Genomic DNA, 15,891 nt, shown 5'->3' with positions numbered 1-15,891 from the left:
GGGGGGGGGGGGGGGGGCCCTGGGGGGCCCCCCTCGGGGGGGGGGGCGGGGGGGGGGGGGCCCCCGGCCGGGCCCTGCCGGGCCCCCGGCGGCTGGGCGGGGGTTAGAACGGGGGTTCGGTGCCGCCCGTGGTGTCGGTGACCCAGGGGTCGTTCTGGGGCTGCTGGCGGGCCTGCTGGGGCCGCTGAGGCTGCTGCCGGGGCCCGCCGCCCGGGGCACCCTGCTGGCCGTCGCGCTGGGCCTTCTGCACCTTCGCGGTGGCGAACGCCAGCGACGGGCCGATCGACCGGATCGTCAGCGACACGCGGGAGTGCTTCTGGCCGTCCTTCTCCCAGGACTCGGTGCGGGGCTCGCCGGTGACCAACACCTCCATGCCCTGGGTGAGGGTCTCGGCGACGTGCTCGGCCAGGGTGTTCCAGGCGGTGCCGTCGATCCAGAGGGTTTCGCCGTCCTCCCACTGCTGGGTCTGCTGGTTCAGCCGGCGGTTCTGGAAGACCAGGCGGACGTTCGCAACGGCGGCGCCGCCCGACGTGAAGCGGAGCGTCGGGTCGGCGACGACGCGGCCGACGCCGGTCATGGTGGGCAGGGCCATCAGGGGGTCTCCTTGGGGTAGGTGTGGATGAGCTGGGGGGATCCGTCTTCGGGGACGAGGTGGACGTCGAGGCGGTCGTGCCAGGCCCAGAAGAGGTAGTGGTGGCCGCCGATGACGCGGGTCCAGATGGCGGAGCCGCGGCCGGTGTGGGGGCCGTTGCGGGGTCCGACGGCCTGGCGGAAGGCCCGGTTGTAGAGCTTCCGGGCGTCGGCGGTGAGTTCGGCCGGCCACTCCTCGTCGGGGCCGAGGTGGCCGAGGAGGGTGGCGGGGCTGTCCCAGGGTTCGGTGACCAGCTCGGAGAGGCGGCGCAGGAAGCTGGGCCCGTGGACCGTCCCGTCGGGGCGTGACGGTCGGTTCTGCCAGCTGAGCCAGCGTCGGAAGGTGAAGCTCACGAGAGTGCTCCGGTGGGTGAGTAGCCGGTGATTCCGGTGTCGACGGGTCGGTACGAGCGCCAGGGCCAGCCGCCCTCGGCGCCCTGGCAGATGAACTGCGGCCACTGGCGTTCGTCTCGGGCGCCGCGCCAGGGGATGATGCGGCGGCCGCGGTCCTCATCGGCGGTGCGCTCGTCCTCGACCGGGCGGAGGCCGTAGCCGAACTCCGGCCAGCGGAGCCAGAGGCTGGAGCCGACGGGGCGGAGGGCGCGCGGGCCCATGGCGCCGCCCTGCGGGGAGTGGGCCTCGAGGGAGAGCGCGCACCCCGCGGTCGCCCGGGCCTCGTCCAGGACGACGGTCACCTTCCGGGCGAGCTCCTCCGAGTTGGGGTCGCCGGCGTGCAGCCGATAGATCGGGCCGACGATCAGCAGGTCCGGCATGACGGCCTCGACGCGGCGCATCAGCCAGGCGCGGCCGTCGGGGCGGGTGAGGTCGACACCCTCGGGCCGGAGGTCGATGTGCAGTTGGCCGCGGCGGACCGGGGTGCGCTGGCGCTCGGCGATGTTCATGAGGGCGCGGTAGTGGCGGCGGGACTGCCGGGCGGAGTTCTCGCAGTCCAGCACCAAGACCCGCTGCGGGCCGAGGGCGTTGGGCTCGCCGCCGAACGGGAGCACTCCGGCCGCGGTGGTGACGGCGATCTGGCGTTGCAGCACGGACTTGCCGCCGCCCTCGCCCGCCGTCCACACCACGCGGTCGGTGTGCTCGAGCAGGCCGGGCAGCACCCAGTCGTAGCCCTCGTCCGGGTGGGCGAGGAAGTCCCAGATGTCTTCGATGGGTTGGTCGGCGGCGGCACGGCCGGCGTCGCGGACCTGGCGGGCCATGCCGACGGCGGCCTCGGCGAGTTCGCCGGCGTCAGCGTCGGTCTCGGGGGTCCAGCCGAGGTCGGCGATGCGCTGGCCGGTCTCGATGAGGGCGCGGCGCTGGGCGAGGTCGCGGATGCGCCAGGCCAGCCAGTCGGCGTCGCCGCCGTACGACGCGGCCTGGATGCAGGTGTGGAGGTAGGACGGGCCGCCGGCGCGGACGATGATGCCCTGGGTCTGGAGGTGGGCGGCGACGGTGTAGGGGTCGATGGGCTGGCCGTGCTCGGCCAGGGCCCGCATCGCGGTGTGGATGAGGTCGTGGGCGGGGCGGTACCAGTCGCTGCTGGTGATGGGGTGGTCGCGGAGGAGGCGGCGCCCGTCGGCGGAGATGAGTACGCGGCCGAGGTAGGCCTGTTCGGCGCCGAGGTCGTTCGGGCGGGACCGCTCAAGGTCGTCCAGGTCGTCCTCGACGGGCGGCGGGGTGGTGGTGGTCATCAGAAGATTCCTCGGTCTGCGTAGGTCTGCTGCTGGGGCTGCTGAGGTGTGGCGGGTCGGGCAACGGGCAGCTGGTCGTCGTCGTAGCGCTCGCCGTTGAGCCAGCTGGAGGGGTAGGGGATCCACTGCCGGTCGGTACCGGCGGCGGTCCAGGCAGCGGCATGGCGGGTGGCGGCGGTGATGATCGCCTGGGGGTCGGCGCCGCGCTTGAGGGCGGCAGCCCAGGCCTTGCGGGCGGTGCCCTTCCCGACCCGCTTCGGGTAGGCGGCCCAGAAGGTGTCGAACGGTTCGGGGTGTGTGTTCTCTGACAGACCAGGGACTCTTGTGGTCGCCTGGCGACCTAGGTCGGGAGCCGACCTAGGGTCAGATGTCCGGATTTCTCTTGGTTCGGCTAGGTCGCTGGGCGACCCACCCTGGGTCGTCTGGCGACCTAGGTCGGGAGCCGACCTAGGATCAGACTGGTGGGAGTTGGGCGTCATGTCCGTTTTTGCTAGGTCGCTGGGCGACCCAGGAGGGATATGGATGAAGTACTCGTTCTGGGCGTTCTCGCGGCGGGCCTTCTCGGGCGCCGGGGAGATGTAGGAGATCCACCCGCCCTCCACCAGGCGGGCCCGATGGTCGAGGAAGGCGCTCTTCGACAGGCCAGTGGCCTTGAGGAGCACAGACTGCGCGGGCTGGTGCTCGGGCGGGATGATGCCGGTCTCCAGGTCGGCCCAGGTGGCGATCATGAGCGCGAGGTAACGCGACAGCGGCAGAAGCTCGCTGCGGCGGATCGCGCGCTCGTACTCGAACCTGCCTGGCATCGGCTCTCTTTCAGGGTGCAGCAGTTGGTGCTGGCGTCGGCGGTCGGGGGCATCCGCCGGCGCCAGCGGTCATTGGGGCCGTGCTCACGCGGCCTGGGCGGGCTCCTGCTGGGCGGTGCGGTAGGCGTCGACCACAGCGCGCGGAATCAGGCCGACCGGCGCGACCTGGTGACCGTGCGCGGCTGCCCACGTCCGGATCTCGGCGAGCTCGGCCCGGTCCGGACGGCCGCTGTGCGTGGCCTCGGCCGGGCGGCCCTTCGCGTCCCGCAGGGCCCGCCGTGCGTTGGCCAGCAACTGCTCCGCCTGGCGCACGCCTTCCTCCGCCGCCGAGACGACCTGTTCGCGGCGCCTGGCCTGCTGCAGGTCGGCGAGCGCGGCCCGGGCCTGGTCGGCCAGCCGCTGGATCCTCGCGTTGGCGTGCCCCATGCCCCAGGTGATCAGCGCTGCGGCGGCGGGCGCCGCGGCCTGTTCGGGCTGGGGGGTCTCGGCGAAGAACACGTTGCCGTTCTTGGTGACGGCCGCGCCGATCTCGTCCTGGTTGAGGCCAGTGGCCTCGATGATGGCGGCGACGGTCTCGCCGGCCTTGTACATGGAGACGGCGACAGCGGTCTCGGTGTCCATGCTGGTCTTCTCCGTTCAGCTGGTGGTGCGGCCGGTGGCGGCCTGGGCGAGGCGGTAGTCCTGCGTGCTGCTGCGGCGCTTTCCGGTGGCGACCGCGCGGGCGTCCACGAGGGCGCTGGCGGACTGCGGGGTCGGCAGCGCCTGCGGGCTGTAGCCGGGCCCTGACGCGGGCTCGGGCTGGCCGGCCTCCGCAGACGGGGTATGCGCGGGGCATCGCCAGCCGCACGGGTACAGGCGGGCCGGGGCACCGCACGGTACCGGGCCGGAACCGCACCGGTACCGGGCCGTCACACTGCCCCCTCGAGCAGCTGCTTCTCCTTCGCGACCCAGCGGGCCACCCGGCGCGGGAGCACGCCAGCGCGGACGGCCATGTCCTCGTAGGACACCCCGGCCCGCCACATCGCGCGCACAGCGAGGCGCTTCTCCGCGTCGCTGAGCGGCGGGAGGGGCTCGCGGCCGTTGGCGGCCCGCTCGACGGCGACCAGGTCGACGTCATCCTCGGCGGTGGTATCGGTGGTACTGACCCAGATGCACGGGCGACGGCGCAGGAACTCGACACTGCCGGGGACGTACCGGCTGGTGTGCGAGCGGATGCGGGCCATCAGTCGCTCACCGCCGTGACGGTGCCCACCCAGGACAGGGCGGCGTTGTCGAGGCGCTGGCGGGCCCGGGTCACGGCAACGTAGGCGAGGCGGGCCTCCTCCCGGGGCAGGATCCGGTGCCCGGTGCCCGGGTCGGGCTTCGGGGCGCGGAAGTCGCCGTGGATCCGGACGGTCGGCCACTCGCGGCCCTTGGCCTTGTGCGCGGTGGAGACGATCAGCTCGGCCGAGTCCTCGGAGGCGAGGGCGTCCGCCGCGTCGGCGATCTCCTCGGCCCCGAACTCGTCGATCAGCCGGACCAGGGTGCGGAGGCTGCCGTCCTCCTCCTCCGCGTACTCGCGCACCGCCGACCAGCTGGGGAACGCCAGCAGCTCCGGGTGGTCCGTGCTCTTGCCCTGCTGCAGGTCCCGGGCGGCCCAGGCGAGGCGCTTCATCTCGCTGCCACCCCCGACCAGTGCCGCCTTCCGGCCCGCGCCGAGCGCCTCGAGGACCACGCCGACGGCGCCCGCGTTGGTGCGGCACAGGATCGCGTCCGGCTGGTCGACCGGTCCGACGCTGCTCTCGCAGGCCTGCCAGCCGGTGAGCCGCAGGGGCGTTCCGACCAGGTACAGCCAGGCGTTGGCCGCCTCGGCGACCGCCGGACCGAACCGGAACGACTGGCTGAGCGTGGCGAGTTGGGCGCCGAGCTCCCGCTCGAACCGGCCGAGCGCGTCCTTCGCGCCGCGCCAGGCGTAGATCTGCTGCGCGGAGTCCCCGACGGCGATCCGCTGGGCGTGGTCCTGGTCCAGGAGCACGGCGGCGAGGACGTCGTTGGTGTCCTGGGCCTCGTCGAGCAGCACCACGTCGGCGGCCAGCCGCGGCCGGTCGAGCGCCCACAGCTTCAGGTAGTGGTCGTGGCTGAACTTCAGCACGCCGTCCTCGCGCCGCAGGTCGGCCCACGCCGTGCGGGCGACCGGCAGCACCAGCTCGACCAGCGCGGCCCGGGCGTCCCGGCCGGTCAGCCCGTCGTAGCGGGGCACGTGCCGGGCGGCCAGGTCGTCATCCGCGCTGTGGCAGAACCGCTCCACAGTCTCCAGCGCAGTGTGCATCACGACCTTCGACGTCATGGCCTTGACGTGGCCGAGGTCGGTGGCGATGCGCTGGATGCCGCCGGTGATCCGGTCGACGCCGAGGGCCTGCGCGGCCTGGAAGGCGGTCTGGCGCGGGCGCTGGAGGCGCGGCAGCCAGCGCTGGTCGAACGCGAGGCCGTGCCCGGTGCTCGCGGCGACGTTGGCGGGGAAAGTCTTCTTCGCGTCGGCGGCGATCGACCGGTTGTAGGCGACGTACGCCATGCGCCGGCGCGAGTCCGCGCGGGCGATCAGCTTCAGCGTCGAGGACTTGCCGCACCCAGCGCCGGCCTGGATGACCAGGTCCGTGCCGTCGCCGTACGCGGCGATCGCGGCGGCCTGCTCGGGGGTGGGGGTGACCACGGGGTGTACCTCCTCTCTGGGGATGGGGCGGGGCCGCGCGCTGGTGAGGGCGCGCGGCCCCGCCCGGCTGGTGAGGTCAGGCCGCGGCGGAGATGTTCCGCGCGGTGCGGCGCAGGTCCTCGCCCGGGTCGGGCTGGGCGAGCGCGGCCTCCAGCGACTCGATGACCTCGCCCGCGTCGTGCTTCGTCAGCTCGTTCGCGGAGCTGATCGGGCGGCCGATCAGGGCGCCGAGGATCGTGTGCCGCTCGTCCCGGTCGCGGATGCCGACCTCGTTCAGTACGGCGTGGATGCGGCGCATCTGCGGAGCGGTCGCGGGCGCCGGCTCGGCCACGGTCCGGCCGGGCTCCGGCCGGGCGGCGGCCGGCGCCTCCCGGGGCGGCTCGGACGCCGAGGCCGCAGCCGGGACCGCGGTCGGCTTCAGCGCCGTCCCGTGCCCGACGATCAGCTCGCCCAGCGTGGACACCTCCCCCGTGCCAGGCCGGGCCGCCTCTACGTCCAGCAGCGAGCGCTGCTTCGCCCGGGCATGCAACTCCAGCGCGCCCTGGTACGTCATCCCGTCCGCGAACAGCTCGTTGAGGATCTGCTGCACCGGGTCAACGCCCTGGCCGAGCTGCTCGAGGATCGTCTCCGCCAGATCCTCACCCGGGTGGTGGACCGTCAGCCCATTCAGCGGCTCGTACCGGGTCTTCGTCACCGTCCCGACGCCCTCGATCATGTCGATCACGACGTCGACCTCGTACTCGGCGCCCTCGCGCTGGACGGTCTTGACGCCGATCTTCGTGACCTTCTTCCCCTCCATCTCGTAGTCGTTCTTCGTCCGCATGGTGACGATGACGTGGCCGGGGAAGCCGAGGAGCGCGTCGAGCATGTTCTGCTCCAGCTCGTTGACCGGAGCCCAGGCGGTGTACGAGCCGCCGAAGTGGCCGGGCTTCTTCGACTCCTGGTCGACGCGAGCGAGCAGGCCGCCCTTCCCGGCCCAGAAGTGGCTCCAGGAGTCGATGATCAGGACAGCGACGCGGGCCTGCTCGGCGGCGGCGACCGCGGCGATCAGGTTCTCCGGGCTGCACACGGCGAGCGGCAGGTGGCCGAAGGTGTGGCCGCCGAGGTCGGGCCGGCCGGGGACCGGGGCGTACTTGAGGGCGGAGCCGCGTTCGGTGTCGACGACGCCGATGGTGCCGCCCTGAGTGAGGCCCTCGGCGATGCGCAGGGCCGACTTGGTCTTGCCGGAGCCGCCGGGGCCCTGGAGTGCGATGCGGGCCTTGGCCTGCTCGCGGGTGGCCGGCTGGAAGCTGAAGGTCATCGGGGGTCGTCCCTCTCGGGGGTGCGCGGGCGGGGGATAGTGACGGTGCGGGCGCGCTGGTACGCGCGGCGGCGACGACGGCGCGCGAGCTCCTCGCGGCTCGGCCAGCAGGCGACGGTGATGGCAGCGGCGACCGGGCCGCCGAGGAGCACGGCGGAAGCGACCGTGGAGGCGTTCATCGGGGGCCGTCCTCGGCGGAGTTCTCCAGCTCCGCGATCCGGGCTTCCGCGGCGGCCAACTTGTCCAGCACCGTGCGGTTGCGCTCGACAGCGGCGGCCACGCCGTCCCGCCAGCGCTGAACCCCGGCGAGGACCCGGTCGGCGACTACCAGCATCTCGGCGTCCGACACGTCCGACCGGCGGTAGATGGTGAACTGGTCGCCCACCAGGCCGTTCGGGAAGAGATACAGGGTGCCCTCGGTTGCGCCGAGCGTGTCGACGTAGCCCTCGGCGGACCACGTGGTGGAGGTATTGCTCATCGGGCACCGCCCGACAGTGCGGCGCGGATGACGTCCGCGAGTTCCTCGCGGGCCACGAACATGCCGGCGCCGGTCCAGCCGATGCAGACGATCAGCAGCCAGATCACGCCGCCACCGCCGTTCCGGCAGCCGGGACGGCCAGGGCCCACGGGCACATCGCGCGGACCAGCTCCGTGTCCGGCAGCCGGGACTCCGAGGCCGCGACGACGTACAGGTCGACACCAGGAGCGCCGGGGATCTGGCCGTACGACAGTACCCAGTCCAGGCGCCCCCGGACGTACAGGCGGTCAGCGGCCCGGGCCTCGTACTGGCCGCCGACCGCAACACCGCGCGGCCTCACCGCGGCGTACCAGGCGGACAGTTCGGCGATCGAGCGCGCGGTCACGGTGACGCGGCGCTGGTCGGCGGCGAGCTCGACGTTCTCGGCGGCCGGAGCGGGCTGGCCGGCCCGGCGGGCGAGGACGGAGATGCCGGCGAGCACCGTCCGGTCGGGGATGGTGGGGAGGAGCACCGGGGTGATCCCGGTGGCGGCGAGGGTAGGCTTCATGCTGGCCTACCTCCTTTCAGCTTCGGGTTGATCGGTAGGCCGGGGCCGCCCTGGTGTAGGAGCCGTGGGGCGGCCCGACCCATGTCTTTGGGGTCAGGCGGCGGTGCGAATGGCTGCGCTGGCGTGCGATCCGTTTCGGCCAGTTCCGGCGAAGATCGCGCGGAGCCGGGCGATCTGCTCGGGCGACGGCGGCAGGTCGGTCGCGGAGTCCCGCTCGACGAGTGCCATGCCGGCCGGGCCGAGGATGTGAATGCGCTGCTCGCGGGTCACGCGGCGACGCTCACGAGGTCGTCGAGGGCGACGCCGTAGGTGCGGGCCAGGTGCGCGGCGGAATCCAGCTTGGGCTGGCGGCGGCCGTTGATGATGCGCGAGAGGGTGCCCTCGCTGAGGCCGGTGCGCTGGGCGATGGCGTAGCCGGTGTGGTCGCCGGCGTCGGCGGCGATCTCGATCAACCGGTTCGAGTTGAAGAAGTACCGGTGCTGCGGCACGTGGTGTCACCTCCTTGTTTGTCAGGAGTGCTGCTTGACTGCTGACAAGGAAACTACGCCGCTACTTGGCAGACGTCAAGCAAATAAGAGGGCAAAGGTTTAGTCAGGGTGCGACCGAACACTAGTTCTGTGATGCTGGTGGGTGGCGTGAACCTGTCGCCGGGACGCTGACCAGCTACCTTGTCAGCCGACAAGCACGCTCCAAGGTGTCAGCTGACACGCTAGCCTTCACCGCATGGATGAGAAGACGACCCGCAGCCGGGCCGGCGGGCTCCCACCAGGGCGGCTGGCCATGTTCGCCGCCTACGTCGCAGACGCCGCCCGTCGCGCCGGATACGACATCGACAGTCCCCGGGGTGGTGGGAAGACGCAGTTGGCCAAGGACGCCGGGATCGACCCGTCCACCCTTAGCCGCTTCCTGAAAGCCGAGCGGTCCATCGAGCCGGGGTCCTTCGAGGGTCTGGCCCGAGCACTCGGAGTGCCCGTCCGTGAACTGCTGGTACGGGGCGGAGTTGTCTCCTCCGAATCCCTCCCCGTGTGGCCGGAATCCGCTGTACGATCACGACCCATCACCCCCAGCGAGGCAGCTACCCGACTCGGCATCACGGACCCCGTGGACAAGGAACTGTTCCTCGCCATGGTTGACAGGATCCGCCGACAGAGAGCCGCTGAGCAGGACGACGCCGACGGGGGTGCGGCAGCCGAAGCTTAGGGGTGGTGCAGGTGCAGGTCAGCCGGATGATGATGGCGGCGGTCGGTGCGGCGACCGGAGTCACGGCCACGGGGGTAGGCGTCACCACTGACCGGCTGGGTCTGGCAGTTTCTGGCAGCGCGCTTCTTGTCGTCTCCGCCATGGCCATCTGCGTCATCGTGGTTCTCCGGGCCCTCGGCGACACCGCTGCTGAGCGCGCCGCGTTGATCGAGGAGCGTGACCTCGCGATCGCCGCGCAGGTGGGCGTTGCGAGTGAGCGTGAGCGTGTCCGCGACGACCTTGCCCGTGGGCGCAAGGCCGCGCAGGACCTGCTCGCTCGCGAGCGCGCCGCCATGTTCAAGGCCCTGGAGGAGAAACGTTTCGCCATTCAGCGCGAGGGCGTTGAGACCGGCATCCTGTTGGCCCTGAGCGGCGCCCTCGACGAGATGCCGGCCCCGTCCGGTGTTCTCCTCCAGCTCCCCGTACGTCAGTCGTTCGACGGCGCGGTGCTGGCCGCATCCGACGACTGACCAGGCCGCTTGGGGCCGAGCGTCATCACGATCCGGCCGTCGTACAGGGCCGAGTTGCCGCGGCTGAGCGCGGGGTGCAAAACAATCGTCGCTACCTCGCGAAGCACGGCCCGCTTTTGTTCGATCGCCAGTTTCTCCCACTGGTCCCCGGCGTCCGGGCACCCCATCAGCCCAGCCAGCAGCGGAGATGCGGCAGAGTGCGCCCTGACCGTCGCCTGAGCCTCGGCCAGACGGGGCAGGGATCCCGCTTCGATGGCGATCAGCGATGCGGTGGTCAGCTGCCCGTTACGGGCTGCGGCACGGGCCTGATCGAGCTCGGCCGTCAGGGTGGAGATCAGCCTGAGGGCGTCGTCAACTGCGGTTTCCTGGCCAGGATCCTGGAACGCTGCCGCTGCGTCCGGGCGTTCCAACCAACGGATGAGACGCTCCTCGACGTATGCGTCGAAGACCTCCAACTTGAGGCTCACGCAGCCGTCCTCGCTGCAGATGTAGCTGACGGTCCCGCTGTTGGGGGTGACGCGCACGCCGCCACCGCACTTGGACCCCGAGGCAATGCCGGACAGGAGGTAGCGGACCGAGGTGTCGCCCATGCTCTGCCGGGTGGGGTCGTCGAGGATGTCCTGCGCCTCCTGCCAGACCTCTTCGGAGATGAGGCCGTCCCAGGTCCCCCGTCCGATGATCTCCCCCTGGTGCACGCGAAATCCTGCGTACGCTGCCCGGCGGAGGACTGCGTTGATGCCCCCGTCTGACCATTCGCGCCCGGTGATGGTCTTGATGCCGTCTCCGCGCAATCCGTTCCGGATGCTCCGGACTGTCCTGCGGCTGACGAACTGGGCAAAGATTCGCTGGATGACCGGGGCCCACTCCTCGTTCGGGACCTGGTCGATAAGTTCGCCGGTCTCAGGGTCGTAGCGGCGGCTGTAGCCGACAAGCACCCGGCCGTGAGGGCGGCCAGACTCGGCGTTCAGGCGGACCGTTCGCAGGTTCCGGTCGCGAATGACATCAACTTCGTCCTCGCTGGCGACGGCATCCTGTGCGGTTCTTTTCCGGTCCTGGCGACGGCTCATGTCGTACACGTCGCCGCCGTAGCACCACAGCGTGTTGGTCTCCATGCAGAGACGGCGGATCTGAACGTATACCTCCAGATCGCGCTGTAGGCGGCTGTTTTCCCACGTAACAATCACGTCGCCCTGCCCTGCGCGGACCTGCTCGACTAGTACGTCGAAGCCCTCGCGGATCTTCTTGGCGTATCGGCTGGCGCTGCGGTTCGTGTCGATGAATTCGCCGACGATCAGCCAGCCGCGCTCATCACACTCGCGCCGGTTCTCGATCATCTGGGCCTTGACGCTCTTGCCGCCGCGACTGTTGCGCGCGTACAGGATGGCATTTAGGGGTTTGACCTGCATCGCACCAGGCTAGCGCCATATGCCCTCTGACTACATGTCTCCGAGGTCACGTTTGCGTTCATAGAGTTCACGAACGCGGCGGACGGCCGGGACCGCCCGGACGGCGGGCCCGCGAAGGGTGCGGGCCGGGCGGCCCCCCGGGGTGTCCGGGGGCGTGGTGCACACTGGCAGGCATGTCCGAGCGCACCGCCCCCACCGCCCCGCGCCGCCGCTCGCACCGGCCGACGGGCCGCGGAGCCCGGCGGCTGCCTCCGGGTCCGCCCCGGCATCCGGCCCGCCGGCTGCCCCGCGGGCTGTCCCGGAGCCTGGTTCGATGCCTGGTCCGATGCCTGCCCCGGCGCCTGGTCCGCAGTCTGGCCGGGCAGCTCTTCGTCGTCCAGGTGGTGATCGTCGCCGCCGTGGTCGCCGGTGGCGCGGTGCTCGCGTACCTCTTCACCGCCGATCGCGCCGAGGACGCCGCCCGCCGCCAGGTCACCGCGGTCGCGCATGCCGTCGCGGACTCGCCGTCCGTCCGGGCCGCGGTCGCCGGTCCGGACCCGACCTCGGTGCTCCAGCCGTACGTGGAGCAGGTGCGGGCGGACACCGGGGTCTCCTTCATCACCGTCATGGACACCGACGGCGTGCGCTGGACCCACCCGCTGCCCGAGCAGATCGGGCGGACCTACCTCGGGCACATCGACTGGGCGCTCGCCGGGCAGACCCGCAGTGAGACGTACACCGGCACGCTCGGCCCGTCCGTGCGGGTGGTCGCCCCGGTGTGGGACGACCGGCACCGGGTGGTCGCGCTGGTCAGCGCGGGTCTCACGGTGGAGTCGATCTCCGCACAGCTGAGCGGCCCGCTGCTCGCCCTGGTCGGCGTGGCGGTGGCCGCGCTCGCGGTCGGTGGCGTCGGCACCTACCTCGCCAACTCCCGACTGCGGCGGCACACCCACGGGATGGGGCCGGACGAGCTGAGCCACCTCTACGAGTACCACCAGGCCACCCTGCACGCGGTGCGCGAGGGACTGGTGCTGCTGGACCGCTCGCACCGGGTGGTGCTGTGCAACGACGCGGCCCGGGAACTGCTCGGCCTGGCAGGCGAATTGGACGGCCGTCCGGTGGCTGAGCTGGGGCTTCCGGAGGCACTGGTGGCGGCCGTACTGGGGGAGGAGCCGGTCCGGGACGAGGTGCACCTGACCGCCGAGCGGGTCGTGGTGCTGAACACCTCCACCATCGGCACCGGCACCGGTCTCGGCCGGGTGGTCACCCTTCGGGACCACACCGAACTCCAGGCGCTCAGCGGCGAGTTGGACTCGGTTCGCGATTTCACCGAGGCGCTCGGCGCGCAGGCGCACGAGGCCGCCAACCGCCTGCACGCGGTGGTCTCGCTGATCGAACTCGGCCGCCACGAACAGGCGGTGGAGTTCGCCACCGCCGAGCTCGAACTCGCCCAACAGCTCACCGACCGGGTGGTCGCGGCGGTGAGCGAGCCGGTCCTGGCCGCCCTGCTGCTCGGCAAGGCGGCGCAGGCCGCCGAACGAGGAGTGGAGTTGACCCTCACCGAGGACAGCCGGATCGACGACGGGGTGCTGCCGCCCGGGCTCCCCGCACGGGACCTGATCACCGTGCTCGGCAACCTGATCGACAACGCCGTGGACGCCGCCATCGCCGGTGCGGCCGAGAGCCCCGTCCCGCCGGAGGTCACCGTCACGGCACGGGTCGCCCGCGGCCGGGACTGCGGAGGGCCGGGCCGCAGCGCCCACGGCGACGAGAACGGGGACGGGGACGGGGGCGGGGGCGGGGGCGGCAACGGCGTCAGCGGCGGTGGCGCGGCGGCGGTGGCCGGTGACTTCCTGCTGCTGCGGGTCGCCGACACCGGTGCGGGCATCGACCCGGGCGCGGTCGAGGACGTCTTCCGGCGTGGCTGGAGCACCAAGCAGGACGGCCACGGGCACGGGCACGGGCTCGGGCTGGCGCTGGTCGCCCAGGCCGCCCGGCGCAACGGCGGCACCGTCGAGGTCGGGCGGGAGCGAGGCGCCGTGCTCACGGTGCGACTGCCGCTGGCCGGACGGCCGGGAGAGGCCGTCGGCGACCAGGGGGAGTCCATCCGGCGGCCGGGGGAGTCCCCCGGCCGGGAGCAGGAAGGGGCGCTGGTGTGACCGGTACCGCCGACACCCCCGCCGCGACGGGCATCTCGGTCCTGGTGGTCGAGGACGACCCGGTGGCCGCTGCCGCGCACACCCTGTACGTCCGGCGCGAGCCCGGCTTCCACGCCGCGGGGACCGTCCACAGCTGCGCCGACGCGCTGCGCTTCCTGGACCGGGCCCGCGCCGCCGGCACGCCCGTCGACCTCACCCTGCTCGACCTCTACCTCCCGGACGGCCACGGGCTCCAGCTCTGCCGCACGCTGCGCGCGGCCGGTCACAGCACCGACGTCATCGCGGTGACCTCGGCCCGCGACCTCGCCATGGTCCGGCAGGCGGTCTCCGCGGGCGTCGTGCAGTACCTGCTGAAACCGTTCAGCGCGGCCGCCCTGCACGACCGCCTGGAGCGCTACGCCCGGTACCGCGACAGCCTCGGGCGCACCGGCGAGGCGACCGGGCAGGAGGAGGTCGACCAGGCGTTCGCGCTGCTCCGCACGCCGGAGCGCAGCACCCTGCCCAAGGGGCTGAGCGCGCCCACCCTGGACACCGTCGCCTCGGTGCTGCGCGAGGCGGCCGCCGGGCTGTCGGCCGCGGCCGCGGGCGCCGCCGCCGGGGTCTCGCGGATCACCGCGCGGCGCTACCTGGAGCACCTGGTGGAGACCGGGTGCGCGGTGCGGGAGCCCCAGTACGGGAGTGTCGGGCGGCCGGAGCTCTGCTACCGCTGGAGGGGGCGGGCCTGACGGCCGCCGGGGGTGAGGCGGCATGGGTCGGCGGTCGGGATGGGTCGGAATGGGTTGGCGAGGGCCCGGCCCCGGGCCGTGACCCTTCCGCGCGATGCTCGTTGGATGAACCGGGGGAGGTTCACTCACTCGGGTGGTTCCGGAGGCCCCGGGGCGTTCCTCCAGGTCAAGGGCAGTAAAGTTAGGCTAACCTAACTTCCCCTGGGGGTTTCTCGTGTCACTCGCTGCCGTACCCGTCCAGGCCGCCTCCGGAGCCCCGGCCGCCGGTGAAGCCATCCTGCGCCGTCAGCGCGTCCGCGAGTCCGCCGCCAGAACGTACGCCCGCTCCTTCCCGATCGTCCCGGTCCGCGCCCACGGCATGACCGTCGAGGGCGCCGACGGGAGGCGCTACCTCGACTGCCTCTCCGGCGCCGGCACGCTCGCCCTCGGGCACAACCACCCGGTGGTGCTGGAGGCGATCCGCCGCACCCTCGACAGCGGTGCCCCGCTGCACCTGCTCGACCTCGCCACCGCGGAGAAGGACGACTTCACCAGCGCGCTGTTCGAGAGCCTGCCCGCGGAGTTCGCCGCCCGTGCCCGGGTGCACTTCTGCGGACCGGCCGGGACGGACGCCGTCGAGGCCGCCCTCAAGCTGATGCAGACCGCCACCGGCCGCTCCGGCGCGCTCGCCTTCACCGGCGCGTACCACGGCATGACCGCCGGCGCCCTCGCGCTCACCGGCAACGTCGCCGTCAAGGAGCCGCTGCCGAGCGGTGGCGAAGTCGCCCGGCTGCCCTTCCCCTACGGCTACCGCTGCCCGTTCGGGGTCGGCGGCGACGCGGGCGCCGGCCTCGCCGCGACCTACGTGGAGCGGCTGCTGGACGACCCCTCGGGCGGCGTGGTCCCGCCGGCCGCGATGATCCTGGAGGCCGTCCAGGGTGAGGGCGGGGTCGTCCCCGCGCCCGACGGCTGGCTGCGCGAGATGCGCCGGATCACCGCCGAGCGCGGCATCCCGCTGATCGTCGACGAGGTGCAGACCGGAGTCGGCCGCACCGGCGCGATGTGGGCGATCGAGCACAGCGGCATCGTCCCGGACGCCATGGTCCTCTCCAAGGCCATCGGCGGCAGCCTGCCGCTCGCCGTCGTCGTCTACCGCGAGGACTACGACGGCTGGCGGCCCGGCGCCCACACCGGCACCTTCCGCGGCAACACCCTCGCCATGGCCGCCGGGGCCGCGACGTTGCGCCACGTCGCGGCGAACGGGCTGGCCGAGCGGGCCGCCGCCGTCGGCGAGCGGATGACGGCCCGGCTGCGCGAACTCGCCGTCGAACTACCGGTGATCGGCGACGTGCGCGGCCGGGGGCTGATGCTCGGCGTCGAACTGGTCGACCCGGCGGCCGAGCCCGACGCCTGCGGCGCCCGGCCGGCCGACCCGGCGCTCGCGGTGCGGGTCCGGGAGGCCTGCCTGGCGCGGGGCCTGATCGTCGAGCTCGGCGGACGCCACGACGCGGTGCTGCGGCTGCTTCCGCCGCTCACCATCACGGACGAGCAGGTGGCGGCGGTCCTGGAGCGGCTGGCGGAGGCGATCGCGGCGGCCTCCACGACCGGGCGGCCGGGTGGATCGGCGAACGGGTCGGCGGGCGGATCACCGAGCGGGTCGGCGGGCGGGCCGGGGCAGGCGGTGGCAGGCGCGTCCGCGGGCGCGCCGGCGGCTCGGGGCCGGCGGTGAGCGGCCCCGGACCGGACCCCGGAACCGACCCAGGAACCGACCCCGGCACCGACCCCGTCGGGCTCCCCGC

At 72.8% G+C, this 15,891-nt stretch carries 19 protein-coding genes; 5 read left to right on the top strand and 14 right to left on the bottom strand.

The features are described from left to right. Nucleotides 1–103: 103 nt before the first annotated feature. The 13 genes from ssb to ACFVHV_RS06570 form a co-directional block, all read right to left on the bottom strand. Nucleotides 104–592, bottom strand: coding sequence for a single-stranded DNA-binding protein (ssb, locus tag ACFVHV_RS06630; RefSeq protein WP_380349222.1), 489 nt, complete (start codon nucleotides 590–592; stop codon nucleotides 104–106). Further along, complete coding sequence (locus tag ACFVHV_RS06625) at nucleotides 592–984, bottom strand: hypothetical protein (protein ID WP_380349220.1); 393 nt, start codon at nucleotides 982–984, stop codon at nucleotides 592–594. The genes ssb and ACFVHV_RS06625 overlap by 1 nt, the downstream gene beginning before the upstream one ends. Continuing rightward, on the bottom strand, nucleotides 981–2,318 hold the full coding sequence (locus ACFVHV_RS06620) for an AAA family ATPase (protein ID WP_380349218.1): 1,338 nt from the start codon (nucleotides 2,316–2,318) through the stop codon (nucleotides 981–983). Before ACFVHV_RS06620 ends, ACFVHV_RS06625 begins: the two co-directional genes overlap by 4 nt. Continuing rightward, on the bottom strand, nucleotides 2,318–3,121 hold the full coding sequence (locus ACFVHV_RS06615; RefSeq protein ID WP_380349217.1) for a hypothetical protein: 804 nt from the start codon (nucleotides 3,119–3,121) through the stop codon (nucleotides 2,318–2,320). Before ACFVHV_RS06615 ends, ACFVHV_RS06620 begins: the two co-directional genes overlap by 1 nt. Nucleotides 3,122–3,205: 84 nt before the next feature. Continuing rightward, nucleotides 3,206–3,742, bottom strand: a complete 537-nt coding sequence (locus ACFVHV_RS06610) for a histone-like nucleoid-structuring protein Lsr2 (RefSeq protein WP_380349215.1) — start codon at nucleotides 3,740–3,742, stop codon at nucleotides 3,206–3,208. A 287-nt stretch (nucleotides 3,743–4,029) separates the two neighbouring features. After that, entirely contained in the window at nucleotides 4,030–4,344 is a 315-nt protein-coding gene (locus ACFVHV_RS06605) for a hypothetical protein (RefSeq protein WP_380349213.1), read from the bottom strand. Beyond that, nucleotides 4,344–5,810 (bottom strand): UvrD-helicase domain-containing protein, encoded by a 1,467-nt coding sequence (locus tag ACFVHV_RS06600; RefSeq protein ID WP_380349211.1) that lies wholly within the window; start codon nucleotides 5,808–5,810, stop codon nucleotides 4,344–4,346. Before ACFVHV_RS06600 ends, ACFVHV_RS06605 begins: the two co-directional genes overlap by 1 nt. 76 nt (nucleotides 5,811–5,886) lie before the next feature. Continuing rightward, nucleotides 5,887–7,110, bottom strand: coding sequence for an AAA family ATPase (locus ACFVHV_RS06595; RefSeq protein ID WP_380349209.1), 1,224 nt, complete (start codon nucleotides 7,108–7,110; stop codon nucleotides 5,887–5,889). After that, on the bottom strand, nucleotides 7,107–7,289 hold the full coding sequence (locus tag ACFVHV_RS06590) for a hypothetical protein (RefSeq protein WP_380349207.1): 183 nt from the start codon (nucleotides 7,287–7,289) through the stop codon (nucleotides 7,107–7,109). Before ACFVHV_RS06590 ends, ACFVHV_RS06595 begins: the two co-directional genes overlap by 4 nt. Further along, nucleotides 7,286–7,588, bottom strand: coding sequence for a hypothetical protein (locus tag ACFVHV_RS06585; RefSeq protein ID WP_380349205.1), 303 nt, complete (start codon nucleotides 7,586–7,588; stop codon nucleotides 7,286–7,288). Before ACFVHV_RS06585 ends, ACFVHV_RS06590 begins: the two co-directional genes overlap by 4 nt. 103 nt (nucleotides 7,589–7,691) lie before the next feature. Continuing rightward, a complete protein-coding gene (locus ACFVHV_RS06580; RefSeq protein ID WP_380349203.1) occupies nucleotides 7,692–8,135 on the bottom strand; it encodes a hypothetical protein in 444 nt (147 codons plus the stop codon). Nucleotides 8,136–8,228: 93 nt separating this feature from the next. Then, nucleotides 8,229–8,405, bottom strand: a complete 177-nt coding sequence (locus tag ACFVHV_RS06575) for a hypothetical protein (RefSeq protein WP_380349202.1) — start codon at nucleotides 8,403–8,405, stop codon at nucleotides 8,229–8,231. After that, nucleotides 8,402–8,623: a helix-turn-helix domain-containing protein gene (locus ACFVHV_RS06570; protein ID WP_380349200.1), complete on the bottom strand. Its 222-nt coding sequence runs from the start codon at nucleotides 8,621–8,623 to the stop codon at nucleotides 8,402–8,404. Before ACFVHV_RS06570 ends, ACFVHV_RS06575 begins: the two co-directional genes overlap by 4 nt. Before the next feature lie 235 nt (nucleotides 8,624–8,858). On the opposite strand from ACFVHV_RS06570, the gene ACFVHV_RS06565 reads away from it, so the two are divergent. Continuing rightward, nucleotides 8,859–9,335 (top strand): helix-turn-helix domain-containing protein, encoded by a 477-nt coding sequence (locus ACFVHV_RS06565; RefSeq protein ID WP_380349198.1) that lies wholly within the window; start codon nucleotides 8,859–8,861, stop codon nucleotides 9,333–9,335. A gap of 5 nt (nucleotides 9,336–9,340) precedes the next feature. Then, nucleotides 9,341–9,844 carry a hypothetical protein gene (locus tag ACFVHV_RS06560; protein ID WP_380349196.1) on the top strand — a complete coding sequence of 168 codons (504 nt, stop codon included), beginning with the start codon at nucleotides 9,341–9,343 and terminating at the stop codon, nucleotides 9,842–9,844. Here ACFVHV_RS06560 and ACFVHV_RS06555 read toward each other — a convergent pair. Beyond that, a complete protein-coding gene (locus ACFVHV_RS06555) occupies nucleotides 9,802–11,250 on the bottom strand; it encodes a recombinase family protein (RefSeq protein ID WP_380349194.1) in 1,449 nt (482 codons plus the stop codon). The two genes, ACFVHV_RS06560 and ACFVHV_RS06555, sit on opposite strands and share 43 nt — an antisense overlap. A 173-nt stretch (nucleotides 11,251–11,423) precedes the next feature. Between ACFVHV_RS06555 and ACFVHV_RS06550 the strand changes: the two genes are divergently transcribed. The 3 genes from ACFVHV_RS06550 (at nucleotide 11,424) to ACFVHV_RS06540 (ending at nucleotide 15,821) form a co-directional block, all read left to right on the top strand. Further along, on the top strand, nucleotides 11,424–13,388 hold the full coding sequence (locus ACFVHV_RS06550) for an ATP-binding protein (protein ID WP_380349192.1): 1,965 nt from the start codon (nucleotides 11,424–11,426) through the stop codon (nucleotides 13,386–13,388). Then, nucleotides 13,385–14,113, top strand: coding sequence for a response regulator (locus ACFVHV_RS06545; RefSeq protein ID WP_359898606.1), 729 nt, complete (start codon nucleotides 13,385–13,387; stop codon nucleotides 14,111–14,113). Before ACFVHV_RS06550 ends, ACFVHV_RS06545 begins: the two co-directional genes overlap by 4 nt. A 214-nt stretch (nucleotides 14,114–14,327) precedes the next feature. Then, nucleotides 14,328–15,821 carry a diaminobutyrate--2-oxoglutarate transaminase gene (locus ACFVHV_RS06540; RefSeq protein WP_359898605.1) on the top strand — a complete coding sequence of 498 codons (1,494 nt, stop codon included), beginning with the start codon at nucleotides 14,328–14,330 and terminating at the stop codon, nucleotides 15,819–15,821. Nucleotides 15,822–15,891 lie beyond the last annotated feature (70 nt).

This window comes from Kitasatospora sp. NPDC127116 (assembly GCF_042677365.1).
In the GTDB taxonomy this organism is placed as follows: domain Bacteria; phylum Actinomycetota; class Actinomycetes; order Streptomycetales; family Streptomycetaceae; genus Kitasatospora; species Kitasatospora lactacystinica.
Note: the sequence above shows the minus strand (reverse complement) of the source record. Positions and strands in the feature narration are given on the sequence as shown.